13 protein-coding genes, 2 tRNA genes and 1 pseudogene are annotated in these 12,426 nt (G+C 42.3%); all 16 read right to left on the bottom strand.

The annotated features are described in order from the left end of the window. Positions 1-222: 222 nt before the first annotated feature. The 16 genes and pseudogenes from DXB52_RS13605 to DXB52_RS13680 all read right to left on the bottom strand — a co-directional run bounded on the left by DXB52_RS13605 (position 223) and on the right by DXB52_RS13680 (position 12,327). A tRNA-Ser gene (locus tag DXB52_RS13605) sits at positions 223-312 on the bottom strand. 8 nt (positions 313-320) lie between these two features. Further along, a tRNA-Ser gene (locus DXB52_RS13610) sits at positions 321-406 on the bottom strand. Positions 407-723: 317 nt separating this feature from the next. Further along, on the bottom strand, positions 724-1,416 hold the full coding sequence (gene ispD / locus DXB52_RS13615) for a 2-C-methyl-D-erythritol 4-phosphate cytidylyltransferase (RefSeq protein WP_118107773.1): 693 nt from the start codon (positions 1,414-1,416) through the stop codon (positions 724-726). A gap of 117 nt (positions 1,417-1,533) precedes the next feature. Continuing rightward, positions 1,534-2,562, bottom strand: coding sequence for a tRNA (adenosine(37)-N6)-threonylcarbamoyltransferase complex transferase subunit TsaD (gene tsaD, locus DXB52_RS13620; RefSeq protein ID WP_015529910.1), 1,029 nt, complete (start codon positions 2,560-2,562; stop codon positions 1,534-1,536). A gap of 12 nt (positions 2,563-2,574) precedes the next feature. Continuing rightward, complete coding sequence (locus DXB52_RS13625; protein WP_118107775.1) at positions 2,575-3,483, bottom strand: ribonuclease Z; 909 nt, start codon at positions 3,481-3,483, stop codon at positions 2,575-2,577. 58 nt (positions 3,484-3,541) lie between these two features. Next, a complete protein-coding gene (locus tag DXB52_RS13630; protein WP_015529908.1) occupies positions 3,542-3,778 on the bottom strand; it encodes a hypothetical protein in 237 nt (78 codons plus the stop codon). A 137-nt stretch (positions 3,779-3,915) separates the two neighbouring features. Then, positions 3,916-5,145 carry a tRNA (adenosine(37)-N6)-threonylcarbamoyltransferase complex dimerization subunit type 1 TsaB gene (tsaB, locus tag DXB52_RS13635; RefSeq protein ID WP_330646636.1) on the bottom strand — a complete coding sequence of 410 codons (1,230 nt, stop codon included), beginning with the start codon at positions 5,143-5,145 and terminating at the stop codon, positions 3,916-3,918. Between the two features lie 38 nt (positions 5,146-5,183). Continuing rightward, positions 5,184-5,609: a tRNA (adenosine(37)-N6)-threonylcarbamoyltransferase complex ATPase subunit type 1 TsaE gene (tsaE, locus tag DXB52_RS13640; RefSeq protein ID WP_117962057.1), complete on the bottom strand. Its 426-nt coding sequence runs from the start codon at positions 5,607-5,609 to the stop codon at positions 5,184-5,186. A 73-nt stretch (positions 5,610-5,682) separates the two neighbouring features. After that, on the bottom strand, positions 5,683-6,861 hold the full coding sequence (locus DXB52_RS13645; RefSeq protein WP_055166697.1) for a phosphoribosylaminoimidazolecarboxamide formyltransferase: 1,179 nt from the start codon (positions 6,859-6,861) through the stop codon (positions 5,683-5,685). A gap of 15 nt (positions 6,862-6,876) precedes the next feature. Further along, entirely contained in the window at positions 6,877-7,590 is a 714-nt protein-coding gene (locus DXB52_RS13650; RefSeq protein ID WP_118107777.1) for an IMP cyclohydrolase, read from the bottom strand. Positions 7,591-7,783: 193 nt separating this feature from the next. Continuing rightward, complete coding sequence (locus DXB52_RS13655) at positions 7,784-8,263, bottom strand: CarD family transcriptional regulator (RefSeq protein ID WP_117579953.1); 480 nt, start codon at positions 8,261-8,263, stop codon at positions 7,784-7,786. A 180-nt stretch (positions 8,264-8,443) separates the two neighbouring features. Further along, positions 8,444-9,999: pseudogene (locus DXB52_RS13660) on the bottom strand (ABC-F family ATP-binding cassette domain-containing protein). A gap of 52 nt (positions 10,000-10,051) precedes the next feature. Continuing rightward, positions 10,052-11,233 (bottom strand): M20 family metallopeptidase, encoded by a 1,182-nt coding sequence (locus DXB52_RS13665; RefSeq protein ID WP_330581003.1) that lies wholly within the window; start codon positions 11,231-11,233, stop codon positions 10,052-10,054. A gap of 202 nt (positions 11,234-11,435) precedes the next feature. Continuing rightward, complete coding sequence (locus tag DXB52_RS13670; protein WP_117861421.1) at positions 11,436-11,657, bottom strand: hypothetical protein; 222 nt, start codon at positions 11,655-11,657, stop codon at positions 11,436-11,438. A 22-nt stretch (positions 11,658-11,679) separates the two neighbouring features. Next, positions 11,680-12,021, bottom strand: coding sequence for an arsenate reductase family protein (locus tag DXB52_RS13675; RefSeq protein ID WP_117542554.1), 342 nt, complete (start codon positions 12,019-12,021; stop codon positions 11,680-11,682). Between the two features lie 48 nt (positions 12,022-12,069). Beyond that, a complete protein-coding gene (locus DXB52_RS13680) occupies positions 12,070-12,327 on the bottom strand; it encodes a class I SAM-dependent methyltransferase (protein WP_117579943.1) in 258 nt (85 codons plus the stop codon). Positions 12,328-12,426: the final 99 nt, after the last annotated feature.

Consider the following 12,426-nt stretch of genomic DNA (forward strand, 5'->3'; position numbering starts at 1 on the left):
CTAATTCTTCCCTTTTTACTGTTGTTTTGGTTTGTTTAAAAACCGTTCTTAAAAATCTTCTCTTAAAGAAATTTTCAAGGGTTGTTGTTGTCTATTGTTCAGTTATCAAAGTTCTTTGTTTGTGTCGTTCTTTTCAAGCGACAGCTTGTTTATATTAACATAGCTGTTTTTGTTTGTCAAGAACTTTTTTTCAAAAAGTTTTATGAGTTTTCATAAAACAAACGGAGAAGGAGGGATTTGAACCCTCGCGCCGCTACTAACGACCTACTCCCTTTCCAGGGGAGCCCCTTCGGCCAGCTTGGGTACTTCTCCATAAAAAACGGAGAGGGTGGGATTCGAACCCACGCGCCCTTTCGGACAAACGGTTTTCAAGACCGCCTCGTTATGACCACTTCGATACCTCTCCATAATACCTAATCATTGCCGATTAGCAATTCTTATTAAGTTGTTGTCGTTTCACTTGCGACGCTGATAATCTTATCATAAGGTAGACCTAAATGTCAACACCTTTTTTTCATTTTTTTCACATTTTTTTAATTTTCTTTGTTTTCCTTGATTTTTGGGGCTTTTTCCACACTTTACAACATCGGAAAATCCCCCTCTTTTCTTGATTTGTTCTTAAGTATCTCGATTCTCAGTCATGCTTTTAAGCAAGTTTCCTTGACCTGTTTTTACATTTTTTGAAATTAAGGAATAAACATAAGACAGTTCCCTTGTATATTCCTACAGAAACGCTTCCGCCACAAGAAGATCTTCCGGTGTTGTGATTTTTATATTTTCATATGCTCCGGGATATAATTTAACAGTATGTCCCATCATCTGCTCGACTACCATCGCATCATCTGTCACATTTTCGATTTTCTCGTTGATTAATTTCTGATAAGCTTCTTTGATCAACTGGATATTAAAAACCTGTGGTGTCTGAACAAGCCAGAGTGTTTTTCGCTCCGGTGTGCCTTTCACATAATTCTTTTCGTCCACGACTTTGATTGTATCCTTTACAGGCATGCCGGCAACACATGCACTCGTTTCTTCCACGCAAGAATAGGCGCGCTCAATCATAGCATCATCCACAAACGGTCTTGCCCCGTCATGAATATATACGAACCCGTCTTTTTCTTTGATCTGCTGCAGACCATTCCAGACAGAATTATAACGTTCTGCACCTCCGGCTACAATTTTATGCACTTTAGAAAAACCGTATTTTTCTACGATTTCTTTTTGACAATATTCTTCTTCACCTGTACCGCTGACAAGAACAATTTCATCAATCCATGAGGAATCCTGAAATGCTTTCAGAGAATAATAAAGTACAGGATAGCCTTTCAGCATCAAGTACTGTTTATGAACTTTTGTCCCCATTCTTTTTCCACTTCCGCCAGCAAGAACAACTGCTGTACAATATTTCTTCTCCATTTTTCTCTCCTGTTATTCACATTAAATACAGGATTTTGCAAAGTTATTCACAACTCATCACAAAATCCTGTTCATATCTCTTTGTTATTCAAATAACTGACACGTAAATCAACTATCTTAACGTTCACCCAATTTCAGGTTCGGCACAGCATTCAAATCCCATCCCGAACGAGTTCCGGCAAGGTATTCATAATAAGCCGCCGCTCCGATCATTGCCGCATTATCTGTACAGTAAATCGGTGACGGACGGTAGAATTTCATTCCACGTTTCTCACAAGCTTCTTCCATCGCTTCACGAAGCGCTGAATTAGACGCAACTCCTCCCGCGATCGCAAATTTCTTCATGCCGAGTTTTTCTGCTGCACGCATTGAATTTCCCACAAGAACTTCTACTACTGCCTTCTGGAAAGATGCTGCAAGATCTGCAGGATCAAATGTCTCACCTTTCATCTTACAGCCATTAATATAATTCAATACCGCTGATTTCAGTCCACTGAAACTAAAATCATACTCTGCATCATTTACCTTTGCCTTTGGGAACTGGATTGCATCCGGATTCCCCTCTTTGGCAATACGGTCAATCTTTGGACCGCCCGGATAACCGAGTCCGATTGCACGAGCCACTTTATCATAAGCTTCACCCGCCGCATCATCTCTGGTTCTTCCAAGGATCTCGTATTTTCCATATTCCTTCACACATACAAGATGCGTATGTCCGCCGGATGCAACAAGACACACAAACGGTGGCTCAAGATCCGGATGTTCGATATAATTTGCAGAAATGTGCCCCTCAATATGATGCACTCCAACCAGTGGAATATCTTTCGCCCATGCGATTGCTTTTGCTTCAGCCACGCCAACAAGCAGGGCTCCTACAAGCCCCGGTCCATAAGTTACACCGATTGCGTCAATCTCATCTAATGTTGTCCCTGCTTCACTAAGCGCCTCTTCAATCACCTGATTAATCTTCTCAATATGCTTTCTTGATGCAATTTCCGGCACAACACCACCGTATAATTTGTGCAGATCAATCTGAGAAGAAATGATATTTGAGCGCACTTCTCGCCCGTTTCGTACTACTGCTGCCGCTGTCTCATCACAGGAACTTTCGATCGCCAGTATATTAATCTCTTTGCTTTCACTCATTTTCTATCCCTCTCAATCTTCAAACATCAGATCAACAGACATTCCATCCTTTCCAGCTTTCGCCTGAGGGAATATCTTTTTCACATCATTCATATAATGTTCCGGCTTTGTAAGTGACGGACTATAATGTGTCAGCCACATCTCGCCAACATTCGCTTCTTTCGCCAGTTCCGCCGCTTCATAAAATGTCATATGCTTATACTCTACTGCCTTCGCTGCTTTCTCTTTCTCTCCATACATGCCTTCACAGATGAAAAGATCAGAATCTTTCGCATTCTCACGAATCGAATCTGTCGGCCTTGTATCTGTTGTATAAGTCAGCTTAATTCCTTTTCTCTGTGGACCGAGCACCATATCCGGTGTCAAAATTCCCATTTCACTTTCTACAGTTTCTCCGTTCTGTAAGCGACTCCAGTATTTCTGCGGAATCTCATTTGCACGGGCACGCTCCACATCAAACTTACCGGCGCGGTCAATTTCAATCGTATAACCATAGCAAAGTACATTATGGTTCACACGAAATGCTTTCAACCGGTATCCATTTAACTCAAATGTCTGCTCCGCTCCCTGAATCTCCTGATAAATGATTGGAAATGGCAGTTCCGGCGCAATTACGCGCAGGCAGCTGACAACCCTTTCAAGACCTTTCGGTCCGATCAGTGTCAACGGTTCCCTACGGTCTGCATTTCCCATTGTAAGTAGAAGACCCGGAAGTCCACTGATATGATCCCCATGATAATGAGTAAAACAGATCACATCGATTGGTTTAAAACTCCAGCCCTTCTCTTTTACAGCTACCTGTGTTCCTTCTCCGCAGTCAATCATCAGACTGCTTCCGTTAAACCTTGTCATTAAGGAAGTAAGGAAACGATAAGGAAGCGGCATCATCCCACCACTTCCGAGCAAACATACATCTAACATAATATTCCTCTATCTTCTGGTCCATTACGGTTTGCCCGAAACTGCAAACCAGACTCTTTCATTCATCTTTACATTCGGTTGGAATGAGGAACCCCTTTGTAATTTCATCAAAACACTCCTCGCACAGATCAAAACTGCAGCTTTCTCCATCTTTTCCAGAAAAATAGCCCCAGGTATGCTCTACATGAAGCATCTCTCTTTTCGGAATCCCACTCACAACTTTTGTTTCTTTTCCACACCGGTTACAAATAATTTTCGTAATTTCTTTTGTTTCTTTCAACTGATACTGGCGCATACGTTTTCCTCCTGTGAGCAGCAATTATGTTGTTACTCATCATTGTAATTTACAAAAACGGAATATTCCTGTTTTCTTCCTTTGTTACGCCTCAATTATACAAAACAGTTTTTGCAATTTCCACTGGAAACTGCTGGTTATTTATCTATTTCCAGACTCATCAGTACTGCATCTTCCTTCGGATCCTGATAGAATGCTTTGCGGACTCCATCGTTTACGAATCCTTCTCTCGCATAAAATGCTCCTGCTGCCTGATTACTTTCTCTTACATCCAGCAGAACCTTTGCAATCTGATGTTCTTTACTCCACGCCTTCAAAGCTAGCATTAATGCATGACCAACCCCCTGACGTTTCATCTCATCAATCACTGCGATTCTTGCAATCTCCACTTCATCAACTGCAGTATAGCCAAGCAGATATCCTACTCTTTTCCCTGCTTTTTCCGCAACAAAGCAGACACTATTGTTCTGTTCCAGCGTCTCTAGAATCGCCTTCTCGCTCCAGGCATCAGAAAATGACTGGTGCTCAATCTCAGCAACTACAGCACCGTCTTCAATCGTCATCTCACGCACTTCTGTCTTTGCTTCCTTTTCACGCTGAGCACGTTCGCGCTCTGCCTGAGACACACGCAGATAATCCGGCTTATGCGCCTCTGCTGTCTCATATTTTCCTGCATAATAATACGCAATACCAAGTGCTCCTACTACAGCTGCTCTCTGACGGTTCATGTATGATGGGGCAAATGAATACGGGACTTCAAGTCCCTCTTCAAGCATCTGACGATACACCGGTACTCCGTCTCCCAAAAATACAACCGGACGTTTATACGCATTCAGCTTACCGATCAACTCTTCTACTGCAATCGCCATCTGCTGTTCTTCCACATGAAATGCAGCCTCTGTCAGATGTGTTCCATCTTTCACTTCATGTGAAAATGAATACAATCCTGTATAAACCTGTTTTCTTCTGGCATCCATGATCGGGCAGATCAAGTCGCCACATCCATAAACATTATAGGCCAGTGCATCCACTGTCGGAACATGGATCAGAGGTTTTCCAAGAGCAAGTCCCAGTCCTTTCGCAGTAGCAGATCCGATTCTAAGCCCGGTAAAAGAGCCCGGTCCTCCTGACACAGCAATGGCATCAATGCTGGACAGATCCAGATCGATCATCTTCTTTACCTCATCAATCATCGGCAGAAGTGTCTGCGAATGTGTCTTCTTATAATTCACGGTATACTCCGCAATTGTCTGTTCATCCTCAACGACTGCAACCGTTGCTGTCAGTCCTGAGCTGTCTATCGCCAATACTCTCATGGTCTTGCTTCCTTCCTCTGTCAGCTGCTGTAAAAATGTTCTCTGTATCAACAGCCTTCTCTTTGTTCCATTCTTCTAATTTTTTATCGTTATTGTTCCTCGATTGTGATCCGACGATAATCAAATCCCTGTGTCAGATCCTTCTCGATCAGAATATTTGTCCGACGTTCCGGAAGAATCTCTTCTATCAGATTCGCCCACTCGATCAGTGAGACACCTTCTCCCATCACGTATTCTTCATATCCCACCTCGTCCATCTCTTCAATGTCACCGATTCTGTAGACATCAAAATGATAGAAGGGCAGACGCCCTTCTTCATAAACCTGAACGATGGTAAATGTCGGACTATTCACCGGTTCTTCAATCCCAAGTCCTTCTGCGAGTCCCTGAGTAAAGACCGTTTTCCCAACTCCAAGATCCCCGGTCAGGGTTAACACCTGACCTGGGAATGCTTTTTCACCAAGACTTTTACCGACTGCAAATGTCTCTTCCGGGCTTCTTGTCTCTATCACCATAATATTTCAGCCTTTCTATACCGCCGGTTCTTCACCAAAAGTCCCGGTTCTTTTATCATCTTATCTTAAGTTTCTAATGATGGAACAGACGGATTCCTGTAAATGCCATTGCCATGCCGTATTTGTTACATGTAGCAATTACATTATCATCACGCACAGATCCACCTGGCTGTGCAATATAAGTTACACCACTCTTATGTGCACGCTCAATATTATCACCGAATGGGAAGAATGCATCAGAACCAAGCGCAACACCTGTCAGCTGGTCCAGCCATGCTCTCTTCTCTTCTCTTGTAAATACTTCCGGTTTTACCTTAAATGTATTCTCCCAGACACCATCTGCGAGAACATCCATATATTCCTCTCCGATGTAAAGATCGATCGCATTATCTCTGTCTGCACGTCCGATTCCATCCTTGAACTGAAGTCCAAGTACCTTCGGATTCTGACGTAACCACCAGTTATCTGCCTTCTGTCCGGCAAGACGTGTACAGTGGATTCTTGACTGCTGTCCGGCACCGATTCCGATTGCCTGTCCATCTTTTACATAACATACAGAGTTAGACTGTGTATATTTCAATGTAATCATGGAAATAGCAAGGTCGATCTTCGCTGCATCCGGGATCTCTTTCACATCTGTCACAACATTTGAGAAGAAATCTTTATCGATATTCAGTTCATTTCTTCCCTGCTCAAATGTAATTCCGAATACTTCCTTGTGCTCTAACGGTGCAGGCACATAATCCGGATCGATCTGAATAATATTGTAATTTCCTTTTTTCTTCTGTTTCAGAAGTTCAAGTGCCTCCGGCTCATATCCCGGTGCGATCACTCCATCAGATACCTCTCTCTTGATCAGGCGCGCTGTATCAACGTCACAGACGTCAGACAGAGAAATAAAGTCACCGAAAGAAGACATACGGTCTGCGCCACGCGCTCTTGCATAAGCACATGCAAGTGGAGAGAGTTCTCCAAGATCATCTACCCAGTAAATCTTCGCCAGTGTCTCTGACAGCGGAAGACCAACAGCTGCTCCGGCCGGTGATACATGCTTGAATGAAGTTGCGGCCGGAAGTCCTGTCGCTTTCTTCAGTTCTGATACCAGCTGCCATCCATTAAACGCATCCAGGAAGTTAATATATCCAGGACGTCCGCTGAGCACCTTGATTGGAAGCTCTCTGTCGTCGTTCATGTAAATTCTTGAAGGTTTCTGGTTCGGGTTACATCCGTATTTCAATTCTAATTCTTTCATCTGTCTTTACGCTCCTTATTTGTTCTTATTCACGATCTTTGTCTCATAGTTACCTGTCTCAATATCAATGTAACGGACAAATAATGACACTTTATTTTCCTCATTCAGGCTGTTCCACAGAAGATCTGCAAACTCTTCCATGTTGTCCATTGCCGCTACCAGTTTCGGTTCTCCCTCAAAACTTGGAAGCGGGTTGCCATCATGCATATAAGTGTGAATAAAATGAGCTTCACCGGCTGCCGGATTCTCGTATGCAAAAGTATATCTGTTGCAACTGTCCGGGTTTCCGTTATTGCTCTTCAGGATTGACATTGCATAATTGAAATTGCCATTCTCAATATGCATCACACCAGAAATACGTGGTGTGTAGTTCGGACCATCCGGCTCGAATTCTCTAGAACGAAGAGACTGCTCAAAAGTAAGCTGCTTATCCATTCCTTCATAAATCGTATCTGTCTGATCTCCGTTTGTTACGATCGTCTTATTCCCCAATACTCTGACCGGTGCGTAAATAATCAGACTTGGGTCTGTAAGCTTCGATGGATCAAATGCCTGTGTACGGATTCCCTCTCCGTCCTCTACAAACACACGGTTTCTACTGTTCTCACTGCGTCCCATAATAAAATAGGCAGTGACAGCCTTCTTTCCATCCGGGCTTTTACCAATAATAATTCCTCTTCCTGGATAAGAGTTACTCTTAAGTTCCTGCTCAATCGACAGCATCTTCATTGTTGTTCTCCTTTCGGTACGTTCGCTTTCTTGACAATCTACTAGAAAAAAACGAAAAACTTCTCCTAAAATAATAGATTCAGGAGAAGTATATCATGCACATGCTTTTTTCGCAAGTCCAGGCCCGACAGCTATTGAATGAAAAATCCTGATTTTCCGTAGCTTCGGACCTCTTTCTATTAAATTCTAGTAACTATTCACTCTTTTTGATCAGTTCTGTCATCTCGCCTGCCGGAATTCCAAGAACATAATTCATTTCACTCGAAAGCGCATGTTCCAGAAGCATCTGATATTTCTTATCCATGCTTGTCATGCTGCCTCTTCGTTTTGTTCGGCTATACAATGTCTTCAGCACTTTGACCCAGTTTTCAGGACAGAAGCTTGAGATACAATCCTTGTATTCCTGTTCTCTGTACTTTTCATTCTTTACATTCAGTATACCAACCTCTGCAAGATGATCCAGCAGTTCCTTCGCCTTCTGCTCACTCACCGGACGACGGATGTTCTTCTCATCATCAATCGGAACATACGCCTTATCTCTCTGATTGTCTATGGATTGTAATGTATAATAATCTTTCTTGCCATCCACAAATGAAAAATCCAGTTTTCCTACTTCTTCTACCTTGTACACTCCTCTGCACTTATATACAACTGCGTCTCCTCTGCTGAGCATTTTCAAAACCTCCTGTTCTTTTTATTTACACTGTTGTTGTCCACAATGTACTGCCCTTTTTATAACAGACTCTACGTGTGTAGTATAACATTTTTTCAGTATTATTTTAAGAGATTTTTAAATTTTCAAACATTTTCGTGATTATTGCATAATTCACATGCAGCTCTATTTGTGCAATTTTTAGAATACTTTTGTTGTCCACTGGCTCATATCCCACACTTCATCAACCACGTCCTGATAAAATTCAGGTTCGTGGCAGATCAGAAGGATACTTCCCTTGTACTCCTGTAATGCCTGCTTGAGAGAGTCCTTTGCATCCACATCAAGATGATTCGTCGGCTCGTCAAGGAGAAGGAAATTCGTATCTCTGTTTAACAACTTACAGAGACGCACCTTTGCCTGCTCTCCACCGCTGAGTACACGCACCTGACTTTCGATATGCTTCGTTGTAAGTCCGCATTTTGCAAGCGCGGAACGCACCTGATACTGTGTATAAGAAGGAAATTCCTGCCACAGTTCCTCAATACAACTATTACGGTTTTCTCCTTTTACTTCCTGCTCAAAATAACCAAGTTCAAGGTTATCACCAAGTTCAACACTTCCTGATAAAGAAGGAATCAATCCAAGAATACTCTTTAGCAATGTGGTTTTTCCAATTCCATTTGTTCCAACAAGTGCGATTTTCTGTCCACGTTCCATAGAGAAATTCAACGGTTTAGACAATGGTTCATCATATCCTGTCACAAGATCCTTCGTCTCAAAAAGCATCTTACCAGGAGTTCTTCCATATTTGAAATGGAATTCCGGCTTTGGTCTTTCTTCCGCAAGCTCGATCACATCCATCTTATCCAGCTTTTTCTGACGGGACATCGCCATATTTCTTGTAGACACACGAGCTTTATTTCTTGCAACGAAATCCTTCAGCTCGCTGATTTCCTGCTGCTGACGACGGTAAGCCGCTTCCAACTGTGCTTTCTTCACCGCATAAACTTCCTGGAAATGATCATAATCGCCCACATAACGGTTCAATTCCTGATTTTCCATATGATAAATAATATTCACGACTTCATTTAAGAACGGAATATCATGTGAAATAAGGATAAATGCATTCTCGTAGTCCAGAAGATAACGCTTCAACCATGCAATATGCTCCTCATCCAGATAGTTTGTCGGCTCGTCAAGAAGCAGGATATCCGGCTTCTCAAGGAGAAGTTTCGCAAGAAGCACTTTTGTTCTCTGTCCACCACTTAAGTCTGTCACATCTCTGTCCAATCCAAGATCAAGTAATCCAAGTGCACGCGCAACCTCTTCTACCTTCGCATCAATCGTATAGAATCATGCAGTGTCAGTTCATCCTGGATCGTACCAAGTTCTTCCATCAACGCATTCATTTCTTCCTCATCTGCTGTTCCAAGCATATCACAGATTTCATTCATTCTCTGCTCCTTCTGAAGAAGTGGATCAAACGCGGATTTCAAAGCCTGACGGATCGTCATTCCTTTCTCAAGAACTGCATGCTGATCCAGATAACCTGCATGCACATTCTTTGACCACTCAACCTTCCCTTCATCCGGTAACATTTTCCCTGTAACAATACTCATAAAGGTGGATTTTCCTTCTCCGTTGGCTCCGACAAGACCAATGTGCTCTCCTTTCAAAAGTCGGAATGACACATCATTGAAGATTGCACGGTCTCCAAATCCATGTGTCAGGTGTTCTACATTTAATATGCTCATATCGCTCTCCAATCGTATTCTTGTTTCTTCTCTTGATTTTGTATTTTACTTCTTATTCCTGATGACTCTCCAGCCATTTCACTGCACACTGTGCCAGACATGCCACACCGATCGGGCAGACATCTTCATTAAACTGTACCTTCGGATTGTGTGCCGGATAAGTTCCCCGCTCGTCCGTATAACCTGCTGAGAGATACATAAATGTACTCGGAACTTTCTCTGCGATCACTGCAAAATCTTCCGATGCACTTGCACTCACATCCGGAACCGGAGTAAGGCCCGGAATATCCATCTCTTTCATATATCCAATCATTTCGTCCGTCAATGCCGGATTGCAGATCAGCGGCGGGACTTCGGAGATCATCTCGATTTTCACACTGCCATTATACACAGCTGCGGTCTTCTCTGCCACTTCTTTCATTCGGCGAACAAGAAGTTCGCGCTCTTTCGTATTGTTTGTACGGATCGTTCCCTGAAGAACTGCTGTCTCCGGGATGATATTTGCCGCCTCGCCGGCCTTAAACTGTCCAATTGTCAGAACACATGCGTGCGCCGGATCTGTCTCTCTGGCGATCAACTCCTGTAATGCGAGATGAATGTGCACCCCAATATTGATCGGATCCACACCCGCATGAGGATAGGCTCCGTGAGAACCTTTCCCTTTGACCGTAATTTTAAATCCATCAACAGAATACATCATTGTGCCTTTATCATTATACATAAAAAGTCCGACCGGCATCTTTCCCGGAGATACATGATACGCAAGCGCTGCATCTACCTTGGGATTCTCAAGGATTCCGTGTTCAATCATATTCTTACTTCCCTGAAAGGTCTCTTCCGCCGGCTGGAACATGAATTTCACTGTTCCTTTCAGCTTACTTTCCTGTTCTTTCAAAATCCTTGCCGCACTCAAAAGCATTGCCGCATGAAAATCATGTCCACAAGTATGTGCTGTTTTTCCTGTTGGACAGGCAAATGCTTCACCGCTTTTCTCCGGCATCGGAAGTCCATCCATATCTGCACGCAGGAGAAGAACCTTACCGCCATTTCCAAGCATTGCCGTAACTCCCTCTCCGCATTCAACCGGATCCAGACCATACTCTTTCAACTTATCCATCACATAAGCTTTCGTCTTCGGAAGTTCAAGTCCTGCCTCTGCATTCTCATGAATGTATCTTCTGTCTGCTACTGTCTCGTCTTTTAATTCAAGTGCTCTCTTATAGAAATCCATCATAGTTGCCTCCTTGTGATAAATATAATTTTCTGCGTCCATTTTTCCCAGGCGCTTTTGTGATTATAACACTATTTTGATGCTTATGCACTAAAAGAATACGCCCCAGATCTGCAACTGCTTTTTTGCATTTTTTAACTATGCTAACCACTGGACAGGCGTCTGCATCAACAAATATTTACATCATCATTTCCACACTTTCCATCTATATATGGCTAATAACGGAATCCGGATCATTTTTATCGAAACAAACCTTGTCTCCTTCATTGGTATTGTTTTTATAAAGCAGGGCATCCTCTGCTTTCACCCTCAATTCTTCTCCAGATGAATCTACAAGTGTAACCACTGCCATAACCGGAGCGTCTTTGGCTCGTTCTTCGCAGCCAAAATCTAAATCTTCATCGATTCTCTTTACTGTATAAATCATAATAATTTATCCTTTACTTTTCTTATTTCCACGCTTTCCAGACATCCGGCTGATACCCTAATGTTGATTGCTTTCCATTTCTGACAACCGGAGTTTTTATTACCTGCGGATTTTCAAGCACCTTTTCAAGCTTATCTTCATCTGTAATATACTTAATGAGAGCAAGAAGATCTTTGTCTTTTCCTTCCCAGTTGATCATATTTTCTAATCCACCATTCACCTGAGCAACTGAATTGAATTCACCCTTACTCATACCTTTTTCTTTCATATCAATGAACTGGAATTTGATTCCACGTTCTTTGAAAAACCGTTCAGCTTTCTTGGTGTTATTGCATTTCTTAGTTCCAAAAATCTGTATGTTCATTTCATTTTCCTCGTATCTTTATATATTCTGCTTAGTTTGATTTCTATATCAATCTTTAACCTCTATGCCTGTAAATTCGCTAGCTAATCTGCACAGCTCTGCCGATCCATCTATCGCTGTCACTTGATATCCTTTCTCTAGGAAATATTTTGCATCACGACCAGAACCACAACCAAAATCAAGAATTGATGTATTCGCATCTAGCAATCGAAGAAATCTTTCCTGCGTTGGATGCATGTCCGCATTCTGCGTATTCGCTATGAAGCTTTCTGCGTTTTGATTATAATAATTGATTGTGTTGTTCATTTAGTTATCTCCTTAAAATCGTTATATAAAACTCACACATAACACTTCCATGTTATTTACTGTAAGAACTTATATAAAATTATTATATAATACTTCAAG

It is taken from the genome of Ruminococcus sp. OM04-4AA, from assembly GCF_003462585.1.
Taxonomy (GTDB): Bacteria; Bacillota; Clostridia; order Lachnospirales; family Lachnospiraceae; genus Mediterraneibacter; species Mediterraneibacter faecis.